The following is a 26,796-nucleotide window of genomic DNA, read 5'->3' as shown; positions in this document are numbered from 1 at the left end:
GGCAGCATGGCGTCCATGTCCGTACTGACGCGCGACGAAGCGCAGACCCGTGCCCGGCTCCTCGACGTCCACCACTACACGATCGCCCTCGATCTGACCGGTGGGGACGAGACCTTCGACTCCCTGACCACCATCCGCTTCACCGTCCGCGGCGAGACGGACACCGCGACCACCACGGACACCTTCGTCGAGGTCAAGCCCGCCCAACTGCGCAGCGTCACCCTCGACGGACACGCCCTCGACCCGCAGGCCCTCGACGACAACCGCCTGCCGCTGAAGCGGCTCACCCCGGGCGAGCACGAACTGCGGATCGACGCCGCCATGGCCTACTCCCGCACCGGCGAGGGCATGCACCGCTTCACCGACCCCACCGACGGCGAGACCTACGTCTACACCCAGCTCTTCCTCGACGACGTGCAGCGCGTCTACGCCGCCTTCGACCAGCCCGACCTCAAGGCCGTCTTCGACCTCACCGTCCGCGCCCCCGAGGGCTGGACCGTCCTCGCCAACGGCGTCACCGAACACACCGACGACGACCGCTGGGTCGCCGCCACCACCCCGCTCATCTCCACCTACCTCCTCGCCGTCGCCGCCGGCCCCTGGCACTCGGTGCGCACCGAACACCGCGGCCTGCCCTTCGGCATCCACTGCCGCCGCTCGCTCGCGCCGCACCTGGACACCGACGCCGACGAGATCCTCGACATCACCCGCGCCTGCTTCGACCGCTACCACGAGAAGTTCGACGAGCCCTACCCCTTCGACTCCTACGACCAGGCGTTCGTCCCCGAGTTCAACGCCGGCGCCATGGAGAACCCCGGCCTCGTCACCTTCCGCGACGAGTTCGTCTACCGCTCCGCCGTCACCGAGACCGAACGGCAGACCCGCGCCATGGTCATCGCCCACGAGATGGCCCACATGTGGTTCGGCGACCTCGTCACCCTCAGGTGGTGGGACGACATCTGGCTCAACGAGTCCTTCGCCGAGTACATGGGCTACCAGACCTGCGCCGAGGCCACCCGCTTCACCGGCGCCTGGACCGACTTCGCCGTCGACCGCAAGTCCTGGGGCTACGACGCCGACCAGCGCCCCTCCACCCACCCCGTCGCCCCCGAGAACGTCCCGGACACCGCCTCCGCCCTCCTCAACTTCGACGGCATCTCCTACGCCAAGGGCGCCTCCGCCCTGCGCCAGCTCGTCGCCTGGCTCGGCGAGAAGGACTTCCTCGCCGGCATCAACATCCACTTCTCCCGGCACCGGTTCGGCAACGCCACCCTCGCCGACTTCATCGACTCGCTCGCCGCCGCCACCGACCGCGACGTCCACGCCTGGGCCGACGCCTGGCTGAGCACCACGGGAGTGGACACGCTCACCGCCGCCGTCGACGCCCGCCCCGGAGAGTGGACGCTCGCCCTGCGCCGCGACGGCAGCCGCCCCCACCGCGCCACCATCGGCGTCTACGACCGCGACCTCAGCGACGGCCGCACCCTGGTCCTGCGCGAACGCTACGAGACGGACCTCCCGCAGACCGCCCCCGAGGCCCGCCCCGGCACCCGCCCCGCCCTCGTCCTCCCCAACGACCTCGACCTCACCTACGCCAAGATCCGCCTGGACGAGGCGTCCCTGGAGACCGCCCTGCGCGGAGTCTCGGAGATCCCCGACGCCCTCACCCGCGCGGTGGTCTGGAACACCCTGCGCGACATGGTCCGCGACGGCGACCTCGCCCCCGGCGACTACCTCGCCACCGCCGGCGCCCACCTCGACAAGGAGACCGACCTCGCCGTCGTGCAGGCCGTCCTCACCTTCGCCTCGACCCGCGTCGCCGACCGCTACCTCACCCCCGGGCAGCGGCCCGCCGCCCTGGCCGGCCTCACCGCCCTGTGCCGCGGCCTCATCCGCCGCACCGAGGACGGCGACCACCCCGGCCTGCGCCTGATCGCCGTCCGCCACCGCATCGCCACCGCGGCCCACCCCGACACCATCGCCGCCTGGCTCGCCGACGGCACCGTCCCCGGCGGCCCCGAACTCGACCCCGAACTGCGCTGGCGCGTCCTCACCCGCCTCGCCGTGCTCGGCGCCACCGACGAGAGCGCGATCGCCGCCGAACTCGCCCGCGACCCCAGCGCCGCCGGACAGGAGGGCGCCGCCCGCTGCCGCGCCGCCCTGCCCGACCCCGAGGCCAAGGCCCGCGCCTGGGCGGCCATGTTCGCCACCGACGACCTCTCCAACTACCTGTTCACCGCCACCGCCCAGGGCTTCTGGCAACCCGAACAGGCCGACCTCGTCAGCGACTACGTGCCCCGCTACTGGGCCGAGGCCGTCGCCGTCGCCGCCCGCCGCGGCCCCGCCATCGCCGCCGCGGCCGGCCGCCACGCCTTCCCCGCCCACGCCGTGGACGCCGACACCCTCCGCCTCGGCGAGGAGTGCCTGCGCGACGCCGACCCGGTCCCCGCGCTCCGCCGCAGGCTCGTCGACGAACTCGACGACCTCGCCCGCGCACTGCGCGTCCGCGAGGCCCACACGGACTGACCCCGGCGTACGCCCCGGGTGCGGGCCGGTCCCCGGGCGGGACCGGCCCCCGGCGACCCGCCCCGGCCCCCGGCGACCCGCCCCGGGCCACGCGGCCCACCCCGGGCGCCCCGCCCCCAAGGCCGGCCGCGCACCGTACACCGACTCCGACACGTCCCCCGTACGGCCGTACCCCCTTTCGGGTACTGCTCGTGGGACTTCCCGGGCGCGCCCCCCGACAGGGCGTACAAGCTGTCCGCGTGCACGCCGGAACCCCCCTCCCCGCGCCCGGAGGACAGCCCATGAGCAGCCCGCCATTCCCGGGGGGTGCCCACGAGGCCCCACCCGCCCCGCCCTCCGCGCGGACGACCGGACCCGGCCCGCACCCCCTCGCCTCCGGCCCGCACGGCACCACCGCCCTGCGGCCGCTGCTCGCCACCGTCCTCGACGCGCTGGACGCCGGCCGGGCCGGCCGCGACGGACCCCTCCCCGCCGGCGGACCCGGCGCCGTCACCGCCCTCGGTGGCCCCCTGCCCGAACACGGCGACCCCGACGCCCTGCGCACCCTCGTCACCGCCCTCGCCGCGGGCTCCGCCGACCCCGCCGACCCGCCGTGCGCCGCACACCTGCACTGCCCGCCGCTCGCCGTCGCCACCGCCGCCGACCTCGCCGCCGCCGCCCTCAACCCCTCCCTCGACTCCTGGGACCAGGCCCCGGCCGCCTCCGCCCCAGGTCACCCGGGCCCTCGCCCGGCGCGCCGGTCACACCGACGCCCTCGTCACCACCGGCGCCACCGAGTCCAACCACCTGGCCGTCCTGCTCGCCCGCGAAACCCTCCGCCATCTCGGCCCGGTCCGCCTCGTGCACGGCGCCAACGCCCACCACTCGCTGCCCCGCGCCGCCTGGCTCCTCGGCCTGCCCGACCCCGTCACCGTGCCCACCCCCGACGGCATCCTCGACCCCGCCGCCCTCGACGAAGCCCTGGACCGCCACCCCGGCCCGCACCTCGTCGCCGCCATCCGCCGCACCCTCCTGACCACCGGCACCGCCGTCCTCGGCCGCACCCGCGCCGGCGGCCGGCTCTGGCTCAAGGCCACCCTGCTCAACCCGCACACCCACCCCACCGACCTGGCCGCACTCCTGCGCCTCGTGGAAGGACACACCCCCCGATGACCAGCACCCCCCACCCCGAACCCGAGCCGGTCCGCGACCTCGTCGGCATCGGCATCGGCCCGTTCAACCTCTCACTGGCCGCCCTCGCCCACCCCCTCAGCGGCCTCGACACCGTCTTCTACGACCGCGCACCCGCCTTCCACTGGCACCCCGGCCTGCTCCTCGACGACGCCCGCCTCCAGGTCCCCTTCCTCGCCGACCTGGTCACCCTCGCCGACCCCGCCAGCCCCTGGACCTTCCTCAACTACCTGAAGTCACGCGAACGCCTCTACCCCTTCTACTTCGCCGAGCGCTTCCACATCCAGCGCGCCGAATACGACGCCTACTGCCGCTGGGTCGCCGAAAACCTCCCCGCCCTCCGCTTCGGCCACCAGGTCGACGCCATCCGCTTCAACCCCGACCGCAAGGCGTTCGAGGTCGACTACACCCAGCTCTCCACCGACGGCGAGGCCGAGGCGCTCGGCCGCGCCCACACCAGGAACCTCGTCCTCGGCATCGGCACCGAACCCCACGTACCCGACCTCCTCAAACCCCTCGTCGACGCCCCCACCGCCCCCGTCTGGCACGCCGCCGACTACCTCGACCACCGCCCCGCCCTCCTCGCCGCCGACCACGTCACCGTCGTCGGCATGGGCCAGTCCGGCGCCGAGGTCTTCCTCGACCTGCTCCGCCACCGCCCCACCGGCCGCGAGGGCCTGCACTGGATCGGCCGCACCGGCTCCCTCACCCCCATGGAGTACTCCAAGCTCGGCCTGGAACACTTCACCCCCGACTACACCCGCTACTTCCACGCCCTGCCCGAACCCGTCCGCGACCGCCTCGTCCCCGCCCAGTGGCAACTCCACAAGGGCATCGCCCCCGACACCCTCGCCGCCCTCCACGACGAGCTGTACCGCCGCTCCCTGCACGGCGGCTGGCCCGACACCGTCGTCACCCCCGGCGTCCACCTCCGCACCGCCGGCCGGGTCGCCACCACCAAGGTCGAACTCCACCTCGAACACCCCGAACAGAACATCCGCACCCGCCTCACCACCGACGCCGTGGTCCTCGCCACCGGCTACCGCGAACGCCCCCTCGACCACCTCCTCGCCGGCCTCGACCCGTTCCTGCGCCGCGACAACCGCGAACGCCCCCGTATCGACGAGGAGTACCGTCTCGTCCTCGACCCCTGCGTCACCGCCGCCGGCTGCCACCTCCACGTCCAGAACGCCGAGACCCACACCCACGGCGTCGGCACCCCCGACCTCGGACTCGCCGCCTGGCGCAGCGCCACCATCCTCAACGCCCTCACCGGCGACGAGCCCTACCCCCTGCCCGAGCGCACCGCCTTCACCACCTTCGGCCTGGACGAACGGCGGCCCTGGATCCCGAGCGCCCGCGAGGCCGGAGCACTCATCCCGCTCGCGGACGGAATCTGAGACCCCCGCACCCCCACCCCCCCGAACCGGCAATCAGAACACCGGCGTCCCGTCCCGCGTCAGCCGCCAGTCCACCGAAGCGAAGTCCTTCGGGTCCAGCACCCCCTTCGCGGTCGCCCACTCCGCGATCCGGGTCCGGATCTCCGTCGACTCCGACCACACCTCCGGCGCCGACGCCACATACGGGAACGCGCCACCGCCATTGGCCCGGTAGTTGTTCACCGCCAGCACGAACCGCTGCGCGTCGTCCAACGCCGCGCCACCGAAAGCCAGATTCCTGATCCGCGACCCGGCCGGCCGCGCGATGTCGATGTCGTACGTCAACCCCGACACATAGTCGTAGTTGTAGTCCGGACGGCCACCGGCACCGGTCAGCTTCTCCACGTCCACCACCGCACCGACCGCCGTCTGCGCGTAGTACTCCGCCGAGTACTCCAGGTACGCCCGCACCTGCGCACCCGTCAACACCTTCGCCACCAGCGTGTTGTCGTACACATAAAGACCCGACAGATCACGGATGGTCACCTCGCCCGCCGGGATCTGCGAGGTACGCGAGAACGGCGACGCCTGCGCGAGCACCGGCAGCGACGCGTACTCCGTCCCCGCCAGCGCCGCCCGGACCACGTCCTCCTGCACCGTCGTGATCAGATCGATGATCGGCGCGTCCTTGTACCGGGCGTCCACCGTCGTCAACGTCTCGGTCGCCGTACCGACCACCTGATTGACGTACGCCACCACCAGCGCGTGCTCGTCCCGCAACAGCCTGGTGATCCTCGGATCGTCCCGCACCGACGCGGAATCACGCAGCGACGCCCGCACCGACTCGACCTGCCAGCGCCCCTTCTCCCGCACCAGCTCGAAGTCGAACAGGGCCAACCGCTCCGCGTAGCACAGCGGCTCCGACAGCACGACCGGCTTCCCGGTCTCCTCGTTGACGACCCGCTGCTCCGCGATCTCCACATGCGCGTGCCCCACCAGAATCGCGTCCACCCCGGGCACCCGCCGCGCCACGTTCGCCGCCGCGTTCTCCACATAGGGAAGCTGATCACCGTACGACGACGTACCCGAAGCCCCCGAGTGCGCCGACACGATCACCACGTCCGCACCCATCGACCGCAGCTTCGGCACCCACTTCGCCGCCTGCTCCTCCAGCCCCGGAAACACCAGCTTCCCCTGCACGTACGCCTTGTCCCAGACCGCGATCCCGGGATTGGTCAGCCCCAGCACCGCCACCTTCACCGGCGGGGCGCCCGGCACCCGGAACGTCTTCATGAAGTACGGCGGGAACGCCGGCCGCAACGTCCTCGCGTCCACCGCGTTCGCGCCCAGCAGCGGAAAACGGCACTGCTCCTCGAACTTGCGCAGCGTCTCGATGCCGTAGTTGAACTCGTGGTTGCCGAGCGCCACCGCGTCGTAACCGATCGCGTTCATCGCCTGCGCCATCGGGTGCACCGGCCCGCCCGCGGCGGTGATCGGGTCCACCTTCGCGTAGTAGTACGTCAGCGGCGTCCCCTGGATCGTGTCACCGGCGTCCAGCAGCAGCGTGTTCTCCCGGCCCTTCTCCTTGCGCACCTGGTCCACCAGGGTCGAGATCCGGGCCAGCCCCATCGCGTTGCCCGCGCTGTCCGAGTACTCCGCGTCCTTGAAGTAGTCCCAGTTGAAGACGTGCCCGTGCAGATCGGTCGTCCCCATCACCGTCAGCGCGTACCGCTTCGGCTTCGCGCCGTGCCCGTGCCCGTGGCGCGCGGACGACGCCTCGGCCACCCCGGGTGCCGCCGCACCGGCCAGCGCCACCCCCGCCCCCGTCACGGCGGACCTGCTCAAGAACTTCCGGCGGTTCAACGGCATGGCTCGATCTCCTTGTCGTCCACGGACGCGTCAGCGCATTCAGCGACGCGCGTAGATTGTGGCCGCTGCCGGCAACCGGCAACAGCCCCCGCAGGTTGCGATCCGATGACCGGCGAAGACCGGGGGCGCCGAACCGGTGACACAGTGGGCCGCATGACCACACCGCCCGGAACCGGACCGGCCGCGCACCCCGCCACCCCCCAAGGCACCCCCGCCACCCCCCAAGGCACCCCCGCCACCCCCTACGGCACCCCCGCCGCCCCCCGCCTCGCCGTCCGCGGCGAAGCCCACCTGGAGGTCGAACCCGAGATCGCCCGCCTCGGTATCACCGTCGGCGCCCGCGGCCGCGACCGCCGCACCGCCCTGGACGACCTCACCCGCCGCAACACCAGCACCCTCGACCTGGTGAAGTCCTACGGCGAAGCCGTCGAACACCTGGAAACCGGCGCCTTCTCCCTCACCCCCGAACTCACCCGCCACGGCCGCGGCGAACGCGTCCGCACCTACCACGGCACCGTCCGCCACACCGCCACCCTCACCGACTTCACCGCCCTCGGCGAACTCGCCACCCGCCTCGCCGACCTCGACCTCACCCACGTCGACGGCCCCTGGTGGGACCTGCGCCCCGACTCACCCGCCCACCGCCGCGCCCGCCGCCAGGCAGTGCACGAGGCGGTACAACGCGCCAGGGAGTACGCGGAAGCACTCGGCACCTCCCTCGCCGCCCTGGTCGAACTCGCCGACATCGGGGCCGACACCCCACGGGCCCCGGAATTCGCCCTCGGCAGGATGCGCAAGGCCGCGCTCACCACACCGGCCGAAGAGAGCACCGCCCCGCTCGACCTCGAACCCCAGCGGCAACACGTGCACGCGGCGGTCGACGCCCGCTTCACCATGATCCCGCCCACTCTGTGAGCCGAGCACCCAGCCGAACACTCGAACACCGAAGCGGCCAACACCCACACCGCGACACCTGTCAAGAGCGCTTCACCGAAAGGTTGTTGAGCCGCCATGCGCGGCCAATTCTCTACCCGCCGGTAAGTCATAGGCTCGTACCATGCGCCGAGCCAAAATCGTCTGCACCCTGGGACCCGCCACCGACTCGTACGACCAGATCAAAGCACTGGTCGACGCCGGAATGGACATCGCCCGCCTCAACCTCAGCCACGGCACCCACGCCGAACACGAGGAGCGGTACCAGCGCGTGCGCAAGGCGTCCGACGAGACCGGCCGCAGCGTCGGCGTCCTCGCCGACCTCCAGGGCCCGAAGATCCGCCTCGGCACCTTCACCGAAGGCCCCGTACTCCTCGAACGCGACGACACCTTCACCCTCAGCGTCGAAGAAGGCACCGAAGGCGACCGCACCCGGTGCGGCACCACCTACGCCGGCCTCGCCACCGACCTCACACCCGGCGAACTCGTCCTCGTCGACGACGGCAAGGTCTGCCTGCAGGTCACCCGCATCGACGGACCCCGCGTCCACACCCGCGTCCTCGAAGGCGGCATGGTCTCCGACCACAAAGGCCTCAACCTCCCCGGCGTCACCGTCTCCGTACCCGCCCTCTCCAAAAAGGACGAGGACGACCTGCGCTGGGCCCTGCGCACCGGCTTCGACATCATCGCCCTCTCCTTCGTCCGCGGCGGACGCGACATCCAGGACGTCCACCGCATCATGGACGACGAACACCGCCGCCTGCCGGTCCTCGCCAAAATCGAGAAACCACAGGCCGTGGAGCACATCGACGACATCGTCGCCGCCTTCGACGGCATCATGATCGCCCGCGGCGACCTCGGCGTGGAAATGCCCCTCGAACACGTACCCATCGTGCAGAAACGCGCCATCAAACTGGCCCGGCGCAACGCCAAACCCGTCATCGTCGCCACCCAGATGCTCGACTCCATGATCGACAACTCCCGGCCCACCCGCGCGGAAGCCTCCGACGTCGCCAACGCCGTCATCGACGGCACCGACGCCGTCATGCTCTCCGGCGAGACCAGCATCGGCAAACACCCCGTCGAAACCACCCGCACCATGGCCCGCATCATCGAAGCGGCCGAAGAAGACCTCCTCGCCAAGGGCCTCCCCGTCCTCGACGACCGCGACAAACCCCGCACCCACGGCGGCGCCGTCGCCCGCGCCGCCGCCGACATCGGCGACTTCCTCGGCGCCGCGTTCCTCGTCGCCTTCACCCAGTCCGGCGACACCGCCCGCCGCCTCGCCCGCTCCCGCTCACCCATCCCCCTCCTCGCCTTCACCCCCGAACCCGCCACCCGCTCCCAGCTCAACCTCACCTGGGGCGTCGAAACCTTCCTCGGCCCCCACGTCGACTCCACCGACGCGATGGTCGCCCAGGTCGACGAACTCCTCCTCGCACACGGCCGCTGCCGCAAAGGCGACGTCGTGATCATCACGGCCGGCTCCCCACCCGGCGTCTCCGGCACGACCAACCTCGTCCGCGTCCACCACATCGGCGAAGACTGACCTTCCGCGCACACCCCATGGCCAGTGGTGAAAGCGCCTTGACCGACCACCCACCGAACGGTTGGATCACGGGCAGCCACGGCGAGACGAGACGGGCACCGCACCCACCCGCGCACCCGCCCCGCGCACCGCCACCCCCACCACTGAAGCCCCGCACTCCTCCCACCGACGCGGGGCACGCGCTACGGAGCACCACGTGCCAGAGTCCCACCGCAGGAAAACCTGGACCCGGCGCCGCCTCCTGGGCACCGCCGCCGCAGGCACCACAGCCGCCGCCGTCGGAGCCCTCGGCATCGCCCGGGCCGCCACCCCGACCGGCGACACCACCACCAACGACACCCCCACCCCCACCGCCGCAGCCACCGGCGACGTCGTCGGCAAGATATCCACCGGCTACCAGGGCTGGTTCGCCGCCAAGGGCGACAGCGCCCCCATCGACGGCTGGTGGCACTGGTCCCAGGACTGGAGCAAAACCCCCTCCGCCACCAACACCAACATCAAGTGCTGGCCCGACATGCGGGAATACACACACACCTACAGCACCGGCTACGCCGCCCTCGGTGACGGCCGGCCCGCCACCCTCTTCTCCTCCCACGACCAGCAGACCGTCGACACCCACTTCGCCTGGATGTCCCAGTACGGCATCGACACCGCCGCCCTCCAGCGCTTCAACCCCACCGGAGGCGAAGGCCCCACCCGCGACGCCATGGCCCAGAAGGTACGCACCGCCGCCGAAGCACACGACGTGAAGTTCTACGTCATGTACGACGTCGGCGGCTGGACCTCCATGCAGTCCGAGATCAAAACGGACTGGACCCAGAAGATGCGGGCGCACACCGCCAGCCCCGCCTACGCCCGGCAGAACGGCAGACCCGTCGTCGCGATCTGGGGCTTCGGCTTCAACGACGACAACCACCCCTTCACCGCCGCCGCCTGCACCGACGTCATCACCTGGTTCCAGTCCCAGGGCTGCTACGTCATCGGCGGCATCCCCAAGGAATGGCGCACCGGCGGCCAGGGCACCCGCACCGGCTTCACCGACACCTACCACGCCTTCGACATGATCTCGCCCTGGATGATCGGCGCCATCGGCAACGCCGGCGACTCCGACCACTACTACGAGAACGTCAACCTCGGCGACCAGGCCGACTGCGACGCCCACGGCATCGACTACCAGCCCTGCGTCCTCCCCGGCGACCTCTCCATCCCCGGCCAGCGCGCCGACGGCGACTTCATGTGGCGGCAGTTCTACAACATGGTCCGGGCCGGCGCCCAGGGCATCTACGTCTCCATGTTCGACGAGTACAACGAGGGCCACCAGATCGCCAAGACGGCCGAGACCAAAGCCTCCGTCCCCACCGACTCCGGCTTCCTCGCCCTCGACCAGGACGGCACCGCCTGCTCCTCCGACTACTACCTGCGCCTCACCGGCGACGGCGGCCGCATGCTCAAGGGCGAGATCGCCCTCACCGCCACCCGCCCCACCCTCCCCACCGCCGGCACCGCCACCAGCCTCAAGGCGTACGCCAACGGCAACTACGTGACCGCCGAGAACACCGGCACCGCACCCCTCATCGCCAACCGCACGGCGGTCGGCCCCTGGGAGCGGTTCGACATGGTGGAGGTCGGCGACGACTCCGTCGTCCTGCGCGCCCAGGCCAACGGACGGTACGTCACCGCCGGCGCCGACCCGCTCATCGCCGACAGCGGCACACCGGGCCGGGCCCAGACCTTCCAGCTCGTCCGCAACGCCGACGACACGGTGAGCCTGCTCGCCCTCGCCACCGGCCACTACGTCACCGCGGAGGCCGCCGGCGCCTCCCCCCTGATCGCCGACCGCACGGCCATCGGCCCCTGGGAGAAATTCACCCTGACCCCCGCCTGACCCGCCCGGGCCCCGGTTCAGTACTTGGGGCCCACATACATGTCCATGAGAGCGACGGAGGCTTTACGGGCGACGGAGATGTTGAAGGGGTCGCTGCCACGCGCGAGCGTCGTCCACCCGACCCCGACCCGGTCGAGGGCGTCCGTGAACAGCTTCCTGATGTCGTCCGACTTGTTGGAGAAGAAGTAGCGCGGATACTCGTAGCGCTTGCGCTCCCCGCCTACGAGACGGGTCGTCCAGTTGGTGACCCGACAGCCGTCGGAGTGGATGAGCCCGCGGACGAACTCCCAGGGGTGCACGTCGACGACCTCCTGCTGCCAGGGTTCCAGGGCGATACGACGGTCGTGCTTCTTTCCCGGCCCATGCTGGGGAAACATGCAGGTCCAATGCTTCGTGTACGACTTCACCTCCACGCAGCCGGTCCGATGGCGCCGACTGACGCCCGGCAGCGGCATCACCGCGCGCATGGCGTCCTCGGCCGCGGAGACGAGACCCGTCTGCGTCGCATTGCAGGAGATGGAGAGGTGATGCTGCCTGGGCTTCGAGACGATGTGGCCGTCGCCGAGGTACAGGCCGAGCAGGTAGCCGTAGGCGAGCCGGTCATAGGGACGGCCGGTGCACCGCGGGCAGTCCGTGGGTGCCTCGTACCTCTCACCGCGTGCTCTGCGGTCCTCGCTGCGCCACCAGCCGACAGTCCCGCGTGGGACGTTCATGCGCTCGGCGACAGTCCGGTTGGGGACACCCTGACGCAGGAGGGCGACAGCGTGTGCGCGGATCGAAGGGCTGTGCTGGTCCATTCGGACACTGTGCGTGAGGAAACGCGACCTTGCGCAGCAGAAAGCGGAGGACCACGCGAACGTGATCCTCCGCTTCAGCGGTGCCGGGTGCGGGATTCGAACCCGCACGTCCTTTCGGACAGATGTGTTTGAGACATCAGCGTCTGCCATTCCGCCAACCCGGCTGACCAGCCCGTTGGAGTGTACCGGTTCACCTCAGTCCGGCGCAGCTAGGTAGGCTCTTGTCAGCAGTACCCCTGCCCCGAACGAGGAGCCCGACGTGACCGCCCCCGAGTCGCCCCAGCCCGCCGACGTGCCCGAAGACGACAAGTCGCACGTGCCTCCGCTGACGACCCGAGTCGTCATCGCCGAGGACGAGGCGCTCATCCGGCTCGATCTCAAGGAGATGCTGGAGGAGGAGGGGTACTCCGTCGTCGGTGAGGCCGGTGACGGCGAGCAGGCCGTGGAACTGGCGCGGGAGCACCGGCCGGACCTGGTGATCCTGGACGTGAAAATGCCGAAGCTCGACGGCATCTCGGCGGCCGAGAAGATCGCCGAGGAGCGGATCGCCCCGGTCCTCATGCTGACCGCGTTCTCGCAGCGCGACCTCGTGGAGCGGGCCCGGGACGCGGGTGCGATGGCGTACCTGGTGAAGCCGTTCAGCAAGAGCGATGTCGTTCCGGCGATCGAGATGGCCGTCTCGCGGTTCACGGAGCTGAGGGAGCTGGAGGAGGAGGTCGCGGACCTCTCCCAGCGGCTGGAGACGCGCAAGCTGGTCGACCGGGCGAAGTCGGTGCTGCAGACGGAGTACGGGCTGAGTGAGCCGGCCGCCTTCCGGTGGATCCAGAAGACGTCGATGGACCGGCGGATGTCGATGCAGCAGGTGGCGCAGGCGGTCATCCAGGACGCGGACGAGAAGAAGTCGGCGAAGGGCTGAGCGGGCATGGCGTGAGGCCCGCACCCCGATCGGGGTGCGGGCCTCACGCCATGCCGGGTGCCGTCCTGCGGTCGGTCAGTCCTCGCCGAGGTAGGCCTTGCGGACGGACTCGTCGTGCAGGAGGTCCTGGCCGGAGCCGGACAGGACGATGGAGCCGACCTCCATGACGTGTCCCTGGTCGGCCAGGGAGAGCGCGGCCTGGGCGTTCTGCTCGACGAGCAGGATGGTGGTGCCCTGGGACTTCAGCTCGGCGATGGTCGCCATGATCTTCTGCATCATGATCGGGGAGAGGCCCATGGAGGGTTCGTCGAGCATGAGGAGCTTGGGCTGGGACATCAGGGCGCGTCCCATGGCGAGCATCTGCTGTTCGCCGCCGGAGAGGGTGCCCGCGGCCTGCTTGCGGCGTTCGCCGAGGATGGCGAAGAGGTCGTAGGCGCGCTGGATGTCCTTCTCGATGCCGGCTCTGTCGTTGCGGAGGAAGGCGCCGAGGCGGAGGTTGTCCTCGATGGTCATGCGGGGAAAGATGTGCCGGCCCTCGGGGGAGTGGGCGAGGCCGAGGGAGACGATCTCGTGGGCGGGGACCTTCTTGAGCGACCTGCCGTTGAACCTGATCTGGCCGCCGACCGGTTTGAGCAGGCCGGACAGGGTGCGCAGGGTGGTGGTCTTGCCGGCGCCGTTGGTGCCGATGAGGGTGACGACCTCGCCGGCGTCGACGCTGAAGGAGATGCCCTTGACGGCTTCGATCTTGCCGTAGGCGACGCGGAGGTCCTCGACCTCTAGCAGGGCGGTCATCGGTCGGTCTCCTTGCCGGCTGCGGTGTCCTTCGGGTGGCCGGCGGCCTGGGCCTGGGCGGCTTCCACCTCGGCGGCTTCGGCCGCGCCGGGGTCGTTCTCCAGGGGTTCGCCGAGGTAGGCGGCGATGACTCGTTCGTCGCCCTGGACGGTGGCGCTGTCGCCCTCGATGAGTTTCTTGCCCTGGACCAGGACGGCGACGCGGTCGCACAGGTTGAAGATGAACCGCATGTCGTGCTCGATGACGAGGACGGCGATGCCCTGGTCCCGGATGGCGAAGACGAGTTCCTCGGTGGCGCGGGTCTCCTGCGGGTTCATGCCGGCGGTCGGTTCGTCGAGGAGCAGCAGGCCCGGTTCGCTGGCGAGCGCGCGGGCGATCTCCAGTTTGCGTTGTTCGCCGTAGGGGAGGTTGCGGGCGAGGTGGTCGGCCTTCTCGGAGAGTCCGACGAACTGGAGGAGTTCGGTGGCGCGGGCCCGGGAGGTGGCTTCGGCTCGGTGGAAGCCGGGGCCGCGCAGGACGGCTGACCAGAAGCCTTCCTTGGTGCGGGTGTGGCGGCCGACGAGGACGTTCTCCAGGACGGTCATGTTGGCGAAGAGCCGGATGTTCTGGAAGGTGCGGGCGACGCCGGCGGCGGTGACTTTGAAGGACTGCGGCGGCAGCAGCTTGTCCTTGTAGCGGACTTCGCCCTCGGTGGGGGTGTAGAGGCCGGTGAGGCAGTTGAAGAAGGTGGTCTTGCCGGCGCCGTTGGGGCCGATGAGTCCGACGATCTCGCCGCTGCGGACGGTGAGGTCGACGCCGCTGACGGCGGTGAGTCCGCCGAAGCGCATGGTGACGCCGCGGGCGTCGAGGACGGTCCGGCCGGGGGTGGGGGTGCCCGGGAAGGTGTCCGTGGTGGTGGTGTCGGTGGTCATGGTGGTCAGGCCCCTGTCTTGCCGAGGACCGTGGGCGCTTCGGCCTCTTCGTGGAATTCCAGTTGGCGGCGGCGGTTGGGGATGAGGCCCTCGGGGCGGAAGCGCATCAGCAGGACGAGCGCGAGTCCGAAGGCGAGGAGTTGGTAGTCGCCGAGGAACTGGAGTTTGTTCGGGATGAGGAAGAGCAGTGCGGCGCCGAGGAGGGGCCCGCCGATGGTGCCCATGCCGCCGAGGACGACCGCGGCGAGCAGGAAGGCGGAGTTGGGCGGGGTGGTGCCGGCGAAGAGGTACTGCTCGGGGGTGACGGTGTAGGTGACGTGGGCCTGGACAGTGCCGGCGAGTCCGGCGAGGGAGGCGCCGACGGCGAAGGCGATCAGTTTGACGCGGAAGCCGTTGATGCCCATGGCGAGGGCGGCGGTCTCGTCTTCGCGGATGGCGACCCAGGCCCGGCCGATGCGGGAGTCGCCGCTGCGCCGGAAGACGAGGACGACGACGGCCGTGATGAGGAGCATCAGGAAGAAGTAGTTGGCGAACCGGCCGATGGTGAAGCCGGCGATGTCGTGCTGGGTGCCGAAGTCGAAGCCGAGGATTTCGAGGTCGGGGATGCCGGCGATGCCGTTGGAGCCGTTGGTGAGGTCGGGTCCGGAGGTGCCGTCGAGGTTGTTGGCGGTGATGCGGAAGATCTCGCCGAAGCCGAGGGTGACGATGGCGAGGTAGTCGCCGCGCAGTCGCAGGGTGGGGGCGCCGATGAGGACGCCGAAGACCAGGGAGGCGGCGGCGCCGACGAGGACGGCGGCCCAGAAGGGGAAGTGGACGTCGAAGGGGGAGCTGGGGGAGCCGGAGACGAGGGAGGCGGCGTAGGCGCCGACGCCGAGGAAGGCGACGTAGCCGAGGTCGAGGAGGCCGGCCAGGCCGACGACGATGTTCAGGCCGAGGGCGACGGTGGCGAAGATCAGGATGTAGACGCCGATGGTGGCGTACTGGTCGTCGGTCTGGGTGAAGGGGAAGAGGGCCGCGGCGAGGAAGGCGCCGAAGACGGTGACGCTCTGGTGCCGGGCGGTGATCTGGGAGATCTGGATGATCAGGCCGGAGCGGTGCAGGGCGGTGAAGCCGAAGCCGGCGATGATCAGGAAGCCGACGAAGAGCTCGTCGTACTCGGTGCCGATGCCGTAGGTGAAGACGGTGAGGGCGACGGCGAGGGCGGCGACGATGATGAGGATGTCGGCCCAGGCGGGCAGGGTGCGTACCGGGCGGGGACTGTCGGCGGAGAAGGCGGCCTTGACGGTCTGCCACTTCTGCGAGGTGGTGTGCTCAAACCGTTCCCAGCCGGTGTCGTCGGGGTCGAACGGGTCGGGTGCGGGTCGTTCGAAGGGCAGGGCGAGGGCGCCGAGGAAGGCCGCGAGGGTGACGGCGGCGGCGAGGTAGGCGCCGGGTTCGAGGTTGACGACGCCGCCGAGCTGGGCGCTGATCGCGATGATCGTGTACCAGGTGGTGGCGAAGGTGGCGAGGGTGGCGAACTTCAGGGCGGCGTCGGCGCCGGCGGGTGCGAGCCAGGCCAGCGGTGTGACGCCGTAGGAGGCGAGGCCGAGGAGGGTGACCAGGGCGCCGCCGATGAGGACCAGGATCTGGAGGCCGCCGGGGTAGCCGTAGACGGTGAGGTCGCCGGGGAAGGCGGAGGTCCAGGTCCAGGCCAGGAAGGTGGCGACGATGGTGAGGACGCCGCCGCCGGTGGCGAGGGCGCGGCCGAGGGGGGCGGGGATGCCGATGAGGCCCTTGGCGGTGCCCGCGGTGGGGGCGCTCGGGGTCTTGGGAGCGGTGGTCTGTGTGGTCATCGGTGTCACGCCCTGTCCGCAACGCGTTCGCCGAGCAGGCCTTGTGGTCTGAGCAGCAGCACGAGGATGAGGAGGATGAAGGCCCAGACGTCGGCCCAGGACTGGCTGCCGAACTGGTCGAGGCCGGGTATGTCGGCGATGTAGGCGGTGGCGAGGGTTTCGGCGATGCCGAGGACGATGCCGCCGATCATGGCGCCGTAGATGTTGCCGATGCCGCCGAGGACGGCGGCGGTGAACGCCTTGAGGCCGAGGATGAAGCCCATGCGGAAGTCGATCTGGCCGTACTTGAAGCCGTAGGCGACGGCTCCGACGGCGGCGAAGACGGCACCGAGGGCGAAGGCGATCACGATGATGCGGTCGGTGTTGACGCCCATGAGCTTGGCGGTGTCGGGGTCCTGGGCGGTGGCCTGCATGCCGCGGCCGGTGCGGGTCTTCATGACGAAGTAGGCGAGGACGGCCATGCTGAGGGGGGCGGCGATGAACAGGAAGATGTCGCCGGTCTGCAGGGTGACGTCGCCGAGGTGGAAGGGGCCGCCGTCGATCTGCGGGAAGGTCCGGGCGGATTTCGCTTCGGGGTACCAGGCCCAGACCGCTTGCTGGAGGGCGAGGGAGAGGCCGATGGCGGTGATGAGGGGGGCGAGGCGGGGGGCGCCGCGCAGGGGCCGGTAGGCGAAGCGTTCCGCTCCGACGGCGACGGTCACGGCGACGATCATGGCGCCGATGAGCATCAGTGGCAGGGCGAGGAACATGGAGGTGCCGTCGGGCAGGATGTAGACGTAGACCGTGAGTGCGCCGAAGGCGCCGGTCATGAAGATCTCGCCGTGGGCGAAGTTGATGAGCTGGACGATGCCGTAGACCATTGTGTAGCCGATGGCGACCAGCCCGTACATGGATCCCAGTAGCAGGCCGTTGACCAGCTGCTGCGGCAGTTCGTTCACCGCATGTCCTCCGAGACTTTCGGACGTTCGACGGATGTGGGCCGGATGTGCGAGCGCGCGGGGCGCCAGTGGAACAGCGCCCCGCGCGGCTCTTGGTGCTGCGGGTGTGGGTCAGCCGGTGTAGGTGCCGGACTTGACGTCCTTGTAGGCCCCGCCCTTGACGGCGTACATGGTGAGCTGCTTGTTGGTGGCGTCACCGAACTCGTCGAAGGAGACCTTGCCGGTCACTCCGTCGAAGGAGACGTTCTGCATGGCCTCGGTGACCTTGGCGCGGGCGTCGTCGGGGAGCTTTCCGTCGTTGTCCTCGACGACCGTCTTGACGGCCTCGATGATCGCCCATGCGGAGTCGTAGGAGTAGCCGCCGTAGGCCGCGTAGGCCTCCTTGTAGCCGCCGGCCGCGTAGTCGGCGACGAACTTCTTGGCGGAGTCCAGGGTTTCGACGGGGGCGCCGACGGAAGTGGCGAGGTCGCCCTCGCTGCCGGCTCCGGCGAGCTTGATGAAGGTGTCGTCCTTGATGCCGTCGCCGCCGACGAGCGGGATCTTGGTGCCGGCTTCCTTGATCTGCTTGCTGAGCGGTCCGGCCTGGGGGTACTCGCCGCCGTAGTAGACGACGTCGGCGCCGGAGCTCTTGACCTTGGTGGCGACCGAGGAGAAGTCCTTGGTGTCGGGGTTGATGTGTTCGGTGCCGACGACCTTGCCGCCGAGCTTCTTGAACTCCTCGGTGAAGGTGGCGGCGAGGCCGGCGCCGTAGGTCTTCTTGTCGTCGATGACGAAGACCTTCTTCTTCTTGGCGTCGTTGTAGACGTACTGCGCGGCGAACGGGCCCTGGATGGCGTCGGTGGTCGCGGTGCGGAAGTACGACTTGTAGGGGCGTTCCTTCTTGGTGCGCCAGTCCGGGCCCTGGGTGAGGGAGGGGCCGGTGTTGGCGGGGGAGACCACGGTGAGCGCGGCGGTGTCGAAGACCTTCTGCATCGACTCGCCGACGGAGGAGTTCAGCGGGCCGACCACGCCGAGGACGGCCTTGTCGGCGACGAACTTGGAGGCGTTCTGCTGGCCGACGGAGGGCTGGCCCTGGTCGTCGAGCGGTTCGATCTCGAAGGTGATGCCGTCGACGGCCTTCTCCTTGTTGGCCGTCTTGGCCGCCAGGTCGACCGCGTTCTTGATGCCGAGGCCGAGTGCGGAGAGGTCGCCGGTCATCGGGGCGTCGACGCCGATGACGACGGTGGTGGCGCCGTTGTCCCCGGAGTCGGAGCCGCCGTCGTCGTCGCGCGAGCCGCAGGCGGTGAGGGTGAGCGTTCCCGCCGCCAGAGCGGCGGTGATGGCGATGAGCGAACGTTGACGCACGGTCAGTCCTTTCCCTGGCACGGCCGCTTCCCCGTGGAGACGGCTGAGTCGAGCGCGTGGCCGAAATGACTATCGGATGGCGCGGTGACTGGGCGTGACTCTAAGCGTGTGCAGGGAACGTGGAGGAGTGTCTGAGCGAGGCTGTGACTCTCTTGTTATGACACGGGGTAATGCAGAGCGGTACTGGCTGGGAAGAAAGCCGGAATTCCGACCGATTCGCCCGGTCCGCATAGTGAGAACCCGCAGGACTGCCGGGGGTTGATCAGGCGTCTGGGGTGTTTTGGTCATGACGCGGAATCGTTGCTGCAAGCGACCTGTACGGCGTGGGGAAGGTGCTGCGCATGGCGAGTTCCGAGGATGAAGCCGTGTGTCTGTATTGCACGCGTATTACGCAGTGTTACGTCGAGGAAAAGGAGTCCGAGGTTCCGTGGTGCTTTTTCGCATTCCGTCACCTGTGGTGGCACGGTGATCGTGCGGACGGAATGCGGTTTTGTCTGGAAAGGTGGCGCGGGGGACGAAGTCACCGAAAGCCCGTCATTGCTCTGGGTGAGCCGCGCGACGGTGCGGGCCGGCCCGGCCCGGCCCGCACGCTCAGCGCCGCCGCGAAGCTGAAACCCCTGGCGGGGGCGGACGGCTTCCCAGGGGTGTGTGCCCTCGTCCGGCTCGACGGGTCCGGCGCCGCTCAGCCCGGCCACCGGCCCGCGGCCGGACCGCCGGCGCGGGACCGCCCGGCACGCTCCGTGCGCGCCCGGCGCCGGGCCGCTTCCCGCGCGCGCGTGGTCGCGGCCCCGGCCGGGGGCAAGGGCGGTGCGGGCCGGGGCTTTCAGGCCGCCGTGCCGGGCTCGGTGCCGGCGCCCGGGGCGGCGTCGCGCAGCAGGCAGGTCAGCCGGGCGGTGCACACGCGCCGGTCCTGTTCGTCGCTGATGACGATCTCGTACGTCGCTGTCGTCCGGCCCCGGTGCACGGGCGTGGCCACGCCGGTGACCAGGCCGGAGCGGGCTCCGCGGTGGTGGGTGCAGTTCAGGTCGACGCCGACGGCGATCTTGGAGCTGCCGCCGTGCAGCATCGATCCGACCGACCCGAGGGTCTCGGCCAGCACCGCCGAGGCGCCGCCGTGCAGCAGCCCGTACGGCTGGGTGTTGCCCTCCACCGGCATGGTGGCGACGACCCGTTCCGCGGACGCCTCCAGGATCTGGACGCCCATGCGGGTGCCGAGGTGTCCGGCGGAGAAGAGGGCGGGCAGGTCGACGCCGAGCGCGGCGTACTCGTCGACGACCTCCTGCGGGAACTTCACGTGTCGCTGCTCGCCCATGGGCCCGGCTCCGTTCTCGTCCGTGATCGGGCGGCGCCGGGCCCGGTCGGCGCGGCGCCGCGTCGGCTGAGCAAACGCTCAGTCGGTGGCCGATTGTTCCAGACGGACGACGACGGACTTGCTGGCCGGGGTGTTGCTGGTGTCCGCAGTGGCATCGAGCGGCACGAGCACGTTGGTCTCCGGGTAGTAGGCCGCGGCGCAGCCCCGGGCGGTCGGGTAGTGCACCACCCGGAAACCGGGCGCCCGGCGCTCCACGCCGTCCTTCCACTCGCCGACCAGGTCGACGTAGGAGCCGTCGCGGAGGTCCAGTTCCCGGGCGTCCTGCGGGTTGACGAAGACCACCCGGCGGCCGTTCTTGACGCCCCGGTAGCGGTCGTCGAGGCCGTAGACGGTGGTGTTGTACTGGTCGTGGGAGCGCAGCGTCTGCAGCAGCAGCCGTCCCGCGGGCAGTTCGGGGAACTCGACCGGGGCGGCGGTGAAGTTGGCCTTGCCGGTGGTGGTGGGGAAGCGGCGCTCGTCGCGCGGGGCGTGCGGGAGGGCGAAGCCTTCGGGCCGGGCCACGCGCGTGTTGAAGTCCTCGAAGCCGGGGATCACGCGGGCGATGCGGTCGCGGATCGTCGCGTAGTCCCGCTCGAACTCCTCCCAGGGGGTGGTGCTGTGCTCGCCGAGCACCCGGCGGGCGAGACGGCTGACGATGGCCGGTTCCGACAGCAGGTGCCGGCTCGCGGGTTCCAGGCGTCCGCGGGAGGCGTGCACCATGCCCATGGAGTCCTCGACGGTCACGAACTGCTCTCCGCCGCCCTGGAGGTCGCGTTCGGTGCGGCCGAGGGTCGGCAGGATCAGGGCGCGCGCGCCGGTGACCGCGTGCGAGCGGTTCAGCTTCGTGGACACGTGCACGGTGAGGCGGGCGCGGCGCATCGCCGCCTCGGTGACGTCGGTGTCGGGGGAGGCCGCCACGAAGTTGCCGCCCATGGCGAAGAACACCTTCGCCTCGCCGTCGCGCAGGGCGCGGATGGCCCGTACGACGTCGAAGCCGTGGGCGCGCGGCGGGGTGAAGCCGAACTCCTTCTCCAGGGCGTCCAGGAAGGCGGGCGCGGGCCGCTCGAAGATGCCCATGGTGCGGTCGCCCTGCACATTGGAGTGGCCGCGCACCGGGCAGACGCCGGCGCCGGTGCGGCCGATGTTGCCGCGCAGCAGCAGGAAGTTGACGACCTCGCGGATGGTGGGGACCGAGTGTTTGTGCTGGGTGAGGCCCATCGCCCAGCAGACGATGGTGCGGCGTGAGGCGAGGACCATCTCCAGGGCCCGCTCGATCTCCGTGCGGTCCAGGCCGGTGGCGGTCAGGGTCTCGTCCCAGTCGGCGGCCCGGGCGGCCGCGGCGAACTCCTGGTAGCCGTGGGTGTGGTCGCGGACGAACTCCTCGTCGACGGCGCCCTCGGTCTGCAGGATCAGCTTGTTGAGCAGGCGGAAGAGGGCCTGGTCGCCGCCGATGCGGATCTGCAGGAAGAGGTCGGTGAGCGCGGCGCCGGCGGTGAGCCCCTTGGGGGTCTGCGGGTTCTTGAAGCGTTCGAGGCCCGCCTCGGGGAGCGGGTTGACGCTGATGATCTTCGCGCCGCCGGCTTTGGCCTGCTCCAGGGCGGAGAGCATGCGGGGGTGGTTGGTGCCGGGGTTCTGTCCGGCCACGATGATCAGGTCGGCCTTGTGGAGGTCGTCCAGCAGGACACTGCCCTTGCCGACGCCGATCGTCTCCGTCAGCGCGGAGCCGGAGGACTCGTGGCACATGTTGGAGCAGTCGGGCAGGTTGTTGGTGCCCAGCTCGCGGGCGAAGAGCTGGTAGAGGAAGGCGGCCTCGTTGCTGGTGCGCCCGGAGGTGTAGAAGACGGCCTCGTCGGGCGAGCCCAGGGCGGCGATCTCCTCGGCGACGATGTCGAAGGCGCGTTCCCAGGTGACCGGCTCGTAGTGGGTGCCGCCCTCCGGGAGGTACACGGGGTGGGTGAGCCGGCCCTGCTGGCCCAGCCAGTAGCCGCTGCGGTGCGCGAGGTCGGCGACCGGGTGCGCGGCGAAGAACTCGGGGGTGACCCGGCGCAGGGTGGCCTCCTCGGCGACCGCTTTCGCGCCGTTCTCGCAGAACTCCGCGGTGTGCCGGTGGGCCGGCTCCGGCCAGGCGCAGCCGGGGCAGTCGAAGCCGTCCTTCTGGTTCACGCTGAGCAGGGTCAGGGCGGTCCGCTTCACGCCCATCTGCCGCTGGGCCATGCGCAGGGTGTGCCCGATGGCCGGGATGCCCGCCGCCGCGTGCTTCACCCCGGTGATCTGCGGGGCGTCCTGAACGGGATCGCTGACGGGCGGCTTGGAGGCCATCGCGCACTCCTTCGTGTACATCTGTGAGATACGTCTCCGATCCTGCCACGACCCACTGACAGTGTCGGCCGCCGGGCGGACCGGAGGCCGTGGGCAATGGTTGCGTCCGGCGTTCTGCCGGCCCCGGGCCGGGGGCCGGGGGCGTTCCGTGGCTGTTCGCGGCGGGGCGGGGGCCGGGGCGGGGCCCGCTGTCAGTGGCTCGTGGCAGGATCGGGGGCGTGGCAGAGAAAGCAGCGAAGAAGACCGAGACCCCGACCGGTGGCAGCCGTCCGCGCCTGATGCTCATGGACGGGCACTCGCTGGCGTACCGCGCGTTCTTCGCGTTGCCCGCGGAGAACTTCACCACCGCGACCGGCCAGCCGACCAACGCGATCTACGGCTTCGCCTCGATGCTGGCCAACACCTTGCGGGACGAGGCGCCCACGCACTTCGCGGTGGCGTTCGACGTCTCCCGCAAGACGTGGCGGTCCGCGGAGTTCACCGAGTACAAGGCGAACCGCTCGAAGACCCCGGACGAGTTCAAGGGGCAGGTCGAGCTGATCGGTGAGCTGCTCGACGCCATGCACGTCACCCGCTTCGCCGTCGAGGGCTTCGAGGCCGACGACGTGATCGCCACTCTCGCCACGCAGGCCGAGGCCGAGGGCTTCGACGTGCTGATCGTCACCGGTGACCGGGACTCCTTCCAGCTCGTCAGCGACCACACCACGGTGCTGTATCCGACCAAGGGTGTCTCCGAACTGACCCGGTTCACCCCGGAGAAGGTCGTCGAGAAGTACGGGCTGACGCCCGCCCAGTACCCGGACTTCGCGGCGCTGCGCGGTGACCCGTCGGACAACCTGCCCGGCATCCCGGGCGTCGGCGAGAAGACCGCCGCGAAGTGGATCAACCAGTTCGGGTCGTTCGCGGAACTGGTCGAGCGGGTCGAGGAGGTCAAGGGCAAGGCCGGGCAGAACCTCCGCGACCACCTGGAGTCGGTCAAGCTGAACCGCCGGCTGACCGAGCTGGAGCGGCAGGTGGAGCTGGGGAAGGCCGTCACCGAGCTGGAGCGGCCCGCGTACGACCGCAAGGGCGTCGCGATGATCCTCGACACCCTGGAGATCCGTAACCCCTCGCTGCGCGAGCGGCTCTTCGCGGTCGACCCGGGTGGCGAGGAGGCCGAGGACGCACCGGTGGTGGCGGACGGCGTGGAGCTGGACGGCACGGTGCTCGCCACCGGTGAACTGGCCGGCTGGCTGGCCGGGCACGACGGCGAGGCGCTCGGGGTGGCCACGGTCGGCACCTGGGCGCTGGGCGCCGGTTCGGTCGCCGAGGTGGCGCTCGCCGCGGCCGACGGCAAGGCCGCCTGGTTCGACCCCACGGAGCTGGACGAGGCCGACGAGAGTGCCTGGACGTCCTGGCTGGCCGACGCGGACCGGCCCAAGGTCCTGCACAACGCCAAGAGCGTGATGCGGGTCTTCGCCGAGCACGACTGGAGCGTCGCCGGCGTCGCCATGGACACCGCGCTCGCCGCCTACCTGGTCAAGCCGGGCCGCCGCTCCTTCGACCTGGACGCGCTCTCCCTGGAGTACCTGCACCGCGAGCTGGCGCCCGCGGCGGCGGCCGACGGCCAGCTCGCCTTCGGCGCGGACGAGGGCGCCGAGGCCGAGGCGCTGATGATCCAGGCCCGTGCCGTCCTCGACCTGGGCGAGGCGTTCGAGGGCCGGCTCCAGGAGGTCGGCGCCGCGGACCTGCTGCGCGACATGGAGCTGCCCACCTCCGCGCTGCTGGCCCGCATGGAGCGGCACGGCATCGCGGCCGACCGGGAGCACCTCGGGGCCATGGAGCAGATGTTCGCGGGCGCCGTGCAGCAGGCGGTGAAGGAGGCGCACGAGGCGGCCGGGCACGACTTCAACCTGGGCTCGCCCAAGCAGCTCCAGGAAGTCCTCTTCGGCGAGCTGAACCTGCCCAAGACGAAGAAGACCAAGACCGGCTACACCACGGACGCCGACGCCCTCGCCTGGCTCGCCGGCCAGACGGAGAACGAACTGCCGGTGATCATGCTCCGGCACCGGGAGCAGGCCAAGCTGCGCGTCACCGTCGAGGGCCTGGTCAAGACGATCGCCGCGGACGGCCGTATCCACACCACGTTCAACCAGACGGTCGCGGCGACCGGTCGCCTGTCCTCCACCGACCCCAACCTGCAGAACATCCCGGTACGCACCGACGAGGGCCGGGCCATCCGCCGCGGCTTCGTCGTCGGCGAGGGATTCGAGTCCCTGATGACCGCCGACTACAGCCAGATCGAGCTGCGCGTGATGGCCCACCTGTCGCAGGACGCGGGCCTGACCGAGGCGTTCACCTCCGGTGAGGACCTGCACACCACCGCCGCCGCGCAGGTCTTCTCCGTCGAGCGGAGCGCGGTCGACGCGGAGATGCGCCGCAAGATCAAGGCCATGTCGTACGGCCTGGCCTACGGGCTGTCGGCCTTCGGCCTCTCCCAGCAGCTCAACATCGACGCGGGTGAGGCCCGTGGCCTGATGGACGCCTACTTCGAGCGGTTCGGCGGCGTCCGGGACTACCTGCGCCGGGTCGTGGACGAGGCGCGGGCGACGGGTTACACGGCGACGATCTTCGGCCGCCGCCGCTACCTGCCCGACCTCAACAGCGACAACCGGCAGCGCCGCGAGGCCGCGGAGCGCATGGCGCTGAACGCGCCGATCCAGGGCACCGCCGCGGACATCGTGAAGATCGCCATGCTCAACGTCGACAAGGCGCTGCGCGAGGCCCGTCTCTCCTCCCGCATGCTCCTCCAGGTCCACGACGAAATCGTCCTGGAGATCGCCCCCGGTGAGCGGGCGGCGGCGGAGGAACTCGTCCGCCGCGAAATGGCGGGCGCGGTGACCCTCCGGGTTCCCCTGGGCGTCTCGGTGGGCGCGGGCCGGGACTGGGAGTCGGCAGCGCACTAGGGCGCTTTTCGAAAGTGCCGGCCCGGTGTGGAGGGGCGGGCGCTGTGCGGGGCGGGGGCCGGGGGCGTCACTCAGGTGGACCCCGCGAGCACGCCCGCGTCCCTGCCTGCCGTGAGGATGCGGGCATGGGTATACGTATGCGCCACCGCCGGACGGCACCGGCGCGGGCAAGCACCGGCGGGGCGGCCGGCGTGCCGCTCCCGCCGGTTCCCGCGGTCTCGCTGAGCGCGAGCACCGCCCGCATCCCCGTCACCCTCGCGTCGGCCCGGCGCCGGGCCCGGGCCGGTCTGCGGCACGCACTCCACCGGAGGACCTCCGCCGCGGACGCCGCCCCGCGGGCGTCCGCCCGGCGCCCGTGGGCCGACCTGGCCCGCGGCTGCCTCGCACCGGCGCTCGCCCTGCTGCCACGGCCCGGTCCGGCGCGCCCGGCCACCGTCCGCGTCGTGGGCGCCGACCCGGTCAGCGCGCGGCCGGCCGGTCCGTCGCCACGCCGGTCCCGTCGTCGCCGACGGCGCCGGGGGACGGGGCGGGGCGCCACACCCTGACCGCCAGCGCGTACAGCAGCAGTCCCGGCAGCAGCGCGGCGCCCGCCCCGAAGCACACACTCGGAATCAGCTCCAACGGCTTCGCGACCGCCCCCCAGTGGCTCCACCACCGCGACGCCCGCTGCACCGCCCCGGCCACCGCGCAGCCGCCGACCGCCGCCACCGCCCACCACCGGTCCCGCCCCGACAGGACCGGCAGGCCCGTCGGCGCGGCCGGTGGCACGCGGCGCAGGGCCCGTACCACGAACCCGACCAGCACCACCGCGGCCAGCGCCGAACCGCCGTACTGCACGTACCACCACAGGGGCGAGCCCGCGATCTCCCGGTCGAGGAGCGGGAACAGCCGCGTCCCCCAGCGGTCGTGGTGCGTGAACGCGTCCCAGCCGACGTGGGTCAGCGCGCCCAGCGCCGCGGAGACGTACCACCACGCCACCGAGGCCGGCCGCACGCGCGCGCGGGGCGTCCCGCACCGCAGCAGTGCGGCCGGCCGTCCCTGCCGGGCCCGCGGCAGCAGCGCCACCAGCGGTTCGCGCAGAATCAGCCAGAACCCCACCAGCGCCCAGGCGGCGAGCGCGTCGACGGTGAGGACACCGGGGACGGAGTGCGTGACCTTCCCGAACTCCATCGCCGACGGCCGGACGCTCGCCGCGTAGTAGGTCAGGTCGGGCGCGAAGGACCCCGCCACCAGCACGGCCGGAACCAGCCGCCCCCGGCCGGACCCGTCCGCGCGGACACCGGGCAGGACGGCGGCGGCGTGGCTGAGCGTGAACGGCAACGGAGCTCCTGGGACACGGG

The 26,796-nt window shown here is 71.1% G+C and carries 17 protein-coding genes, 1 tRNA gene and 1 pseudogene; 8 read left to right on the top strand and 11 right to left on the bottom strand.

From position 1 onward, the window contains the following. Window positions 1-6 precede the first annotated feature (6 nt). The 3 genes and pseudogenes from pepN to ABEB00_RS28430 all read left to right on the top strand — a co-directional run bounded on the left by pepN (window position 7) and on the right by ABEB00_RS28430 (window position 5,096). Window positions 7-2,526 carry an aminopeptidase N gene (gene pepN / locus ABEB00_RS28440; protein ID WP_345623295.1) on the top strand — a complete coding sequence of 840 codons (2,520 nt, stop codon included), beginning with the start codon at window positions 7-9 and terminating at the stop codon, window positions 2,524-2,526. A gap of 407 nt (window positions 2,527-2,933) precedes the next feature. Continuing rightward, window positions 2,934-3,534, top strand: a pseudogene (locus ABEB00_RS28435) (aspartate aminotransferase family protein); the annotation flags it as partial. Between the two features lie 140 nt (window positions 3,535-3,674). Beyond that, window positions 3,675-5,096: a lysine N(6)-hydroxylase/L-ornithine N(5)-oxygenase family protein gene (locus ABEB00_RS28430; protein WP_345623294.1), complete on the top strand. Its 1,422-nt coding sequence runs from the start codon at window positions 3,675-3,677 to the stop codon at window positions 5,094-5,096. A 33-nt stretch (window positions 5,097-5,129) separates the two neighbouring features. On the opposite strand, the gene ABEB00_RS28425 is transcribed toward ABEB00_RS28430, so the two are convergent. Beyond that, window positions 5,130-6,944, bottom strand: a complete 1,815-nt coding sequence (locus ABEB00_RS28425; RefSeq protein WP_345623293.1) for a bifunctional metallophosphatase/5'-nucleotidase — start codon at window positions 6,942-6,944, stop codon at window positions 5,130-5,132. Window positions 6,945-7,097: 153 nt separating this feature from the next. Here ABEB00_RS28425 and ABEB00_RS28420 point away from each other — a divergent pair, with 153 nt between their 5' ends. The 3 genes from ABEB00_RS28420 (at window position 7,098) to ABEB00_RS28410 (ending at window position 11,311) form a co-directional block, all read left to right on the top strand. Continuing rightward, the gene (locus tag ABEB00_RS28420) at window positions 7,098-7,859 is read left to right on the top strand and encodes an SIMPL domain-containing protein (protein ID WP_345623292.1); all 762 of its coding nucleotides are present in this window, start codon (window positions 7,098-7,100) and stop codon (window positions 7,857-7,859) included. Between the two features lie 142 nt (window positions 7,860-8,001). Continuing rightward, window positions 8,002-9,426 (top strand): pyruvate kinase, encoded by a 1,425-nt coding sequence (gene pyk, locus ABEB00_RS28415; protein WP_345623290.1) that lies wholly within the window; start codon window positions 8,002-8,004, stop codon window positions 9,424-9,426. 196 nt (window positions 9,427-9,622) lie between these two features. Then, window positions 9,623-11,311 carry a DUF7910 domain-containing protein gene (locus tag ABEB00_RS28410; RefSeq protein WP_425586583.1) on the top strand — a complete coding sequence of 563 codons (1,689 nt, stop codon included), beginning with the start codon at window positions 9,623-9,625 and terminating at the stop codon, window positions 11,309-11,311. Window positions 11,312-11,328: 17 nt separating this feature from the next. On the opposite strand, the gene ABEB00_RS28405 is transcribed toward ABEB00_RS28410, so the two are convergent. Together ABEB00_RS28405 and ABEB00_RS28400 are read right to left on the bottom strand one after the other, a co-directional pair. Then, the gene (locus ABEB00_RS28405; RefSeq protein WP_345623289.1) at window positions 11,329-12,024 is read right to left on the bottom strand and encodes a helix-turn-helix domain-containing protein; all 696 of its coding nucleotides are present in this window, start codon (window positions 12,022-12,024) and stop codon (window positions 11,329-11,331) included. 165 nt (window positions 12,025-12,189) lie between these two features. Continuing rightward, window positions 12,190-12,272, bottom strand: a tRNA-Leu gene (locus tag ABEB00_RS28400). 95 nt (window positions 12,273-12,367) lie between these two features. On the opposite strand from ABEB00_RS28400, the gene ABEB00_RS28395 reads away from it, so the two are divergent. Next, window positions 12,368-13,024, top strand: coding sequence for an ANTAR domain-containing response regulator (locus ABEB00_RS28395; RefSeq protein ID WP_345623287.1), 657 nt, complete (start codon window positions 12,368-12,370; stop codon window positions 13,022-13,024). A 75-nt stretch (window positions 13,025-13,099) separates the two neighbouring features. On the opposite strand, the gene ABEB00_RS28390 is transcribed toward ABEB00_RS28395, so the two are convergent. The 7 genes from ABEB00_RS28390 to ABEB00_RS28360 form a co-directional block, all read right to left on the bottom strand. Further along, window positions 13,100-13,816, bottom strand: a complete 717-nt coding sequence (locus tag ABEB00_RS28390) for an ABC transporter ATP-binding protein (protein WP_345623286.1) — start codon at window positions 13,814-13,816, stop codon at window positions 13,100-13,102. Beyond that, window positions 13,813-14,727 (bottom strand): ABC transporter ATP-binding protein, encoded by a 915-nt coding sequence (locus ABEB00_RS28385; RefSeq protein ID WP_345623285.1) that lies wholly within the window; start codon window positions 14,725-14,727, stop codon window positions 13,813-13,815. Before ABEB00_RS28385 ends, ABEB00_RS28390 begins: the two co-directional genes overlap by 4 nt. 5 nt (window positions 14,728-14,732) lie before the next feature. Then, the gene (locus tag ABEB00_RS28380; RefSeq protein ID WP_345623283.1) at window positions 14,733-16,559 is read right to left on the bottom strand and encodes a branched-chain amino acid ABC transporter permease; all 1,827 of its coding nucleotides are present in this window, start codon (window positions 16,557-16,559) and stop codon (window positions 14,733-14,735) included. A gap of 5 nt (window positions 16,560-16,564) precedes the next feature. After that, entirely contained in the window at window positions 16,565-17,497 is a 933-nt protein-coding gene (locus ABEB00_RS28375) for a branched-chain amino acid ABC transporter permease (protein ID WP_345623281.1), read from the bottom strand. Window positions 17,498-17,608: 111 nt separating this feature from the next. Next, window positions 17,609-18,841, bottom strand: coding sequence for a branched-chain amino acid ABC transporter substrate-binding protein (locus tag ABEB00_RS28370; protein WP_345623280.1), 1,233 nt, complete (start codon window positions 18,839-18,841; stop codon window positions 17,609-17,611). 823 nt (window positions 18,842-19,664) lie between these two features. Continuing rightward, window positions 19,665-20,153 (bottom strand): PaaI family thioesterase, encoded by a 489-nt coding sequence (locus ABEB00_RS28365; protein ID WP_345623278.1) that lies wholly within the window; start codon window positions 20,151-20,153, stop codon window positions 19,665-19,667. A 78-nt stretch (window positions 20,154-20,231) separates the two neighbouring features. Further along, window positions 20,232-22,511 (bottom strand): FdhF/YdeP family oxidoreductase, encoded by a 2,280-nt coding sequence (locus ABEB00_RS28360; protein WP_345623277.1) that lies wholly within the window; start codon window positions 22,509-22,511, stop codon window positions 20,232-20,234. Between the two features lie 218 nt (window positions 22,512-22,729). On the opposite strand from ABEB00_RS28360, the gene polA reads away from it, so the two are divergent. After that, window positions 22,730-25,456 (top strand): DNA polymerase I, encoded by a 2,727-nt coding sequence (gene polA / locus ABEB00_RS28355; RefSeq protein WP_345623276.1) that lies wholly within the window; start codon window positions 22,730-22,732, stop codon window positions 25,454-25,456. A 459-nt stretch (window positions 25,457-25,915) separates the two neighbouring features. On the opposite strand, the gene ABEB00_RS28350 is transcribed toward polA, so the two are convergent. Next, the gene (locus ABEB00_RS28350; protein ID WP_345623275.1) at window positions 25,916-26,776 is read right to left on the bottom strand and encodes a DUF4184 family protein; all 861 of its coding nucleotides are present in this window, start codon (window positions 26,774-26,776) and stop codon (window positions 25,916-25,918) included. Between the last annotated feature and the right edge of the window lie 20 nt (window positions 26,777-26,796).

Origin of the sequence: Streptomyces ziwulingensis, assembly GCF_039542605.1 — a bacterium.
In the GTDB taxonomy this organism is placed as follows: Bacteria; Actinomycetota; Actinomycetes; order Streptomycetales; family Streptomycetaceae; genus Streptomyces; species Streptomyces ziwulingensis.
This window is presented reverse-complemented; position numbering and strand designations above follow the sequence as displayed.

Coding starts and splice junctions, on each gene's coding strand:
- pepN (WP_345623295.1), top strand. CDS start 7: ATGGCGTCCATGTCCGTACTGACGCGCGACGAAGCGCAGACCCGTGCC.
- ABEB00_RS28430 (WP_345623294.1), top strand. CDS start 3,675: ATGACCAGCACCCCCCACCCCGAACCCGAGCCGGTCCGCGACCTCGTC.
- ABEB00_RS28425 (WP_345623293.1), bottom strand. CDS start 6,944: ATGCCGTTGAACCGCCGGAAGTTCTTGAGCAGGTCCGCCGTGACGGGG.
- ABEB00_RS28420 (WP_345623292.1), top strand. CDS start 7,098: ATGACCACACCGCCCGGAACCGGACCGGCCGCGCACCCCGCCACCCCC.
- pyk (WP_345623290.1), top strand. CDS start 8,002: ATGCGCCGAGCCAAAATCGTCTGCACCCTGGGACCCGCCACCGACTCG.
- ABEB00_RS28405 (WP_345623289.1), bottom strand. CDS start 12,024: ATGAACGTCCCACGCGGGACTGTCGGCTGGTGGCGCAGCGAGGACCGC.
- ABEB00_RS28390 (WP_345623286.1), bottom strand. CDS start 13,816: ATGACCGCCCTGCTAGAGGTCGAGGACCTCCGCGTCGCCTACGGCAAG.
- ABEB00_RS28385 (WP_345623285.1), bottom strand. CDS start 14,727: ATGACCACCGACACCACCACCACGGACACCTTCCCGGGCACCCCCACC.
- ABEB00_RS28380 (WP_345623283.1), bottom strand. CDS start 16,559: ATGACCACACAGACCACCGCTCCCAAGACCCCGAGCGCCCCCACCGCG.
- ABEB00_RS28365 (WP_345623278.1), bottom strand. CDS start 20,153: ATGGGCGAGCAGCGACACGTGAAGTTCCCGCAGGAGGTCGTCGACGAG.
- ABEB00_RS28360 (WP_345623277.1), bottom strand. CDS start 22,511: ATGGCCTCCAAGCCGCCCGTCAGCGATCCCGTTCAGGACGCCCCGCAG.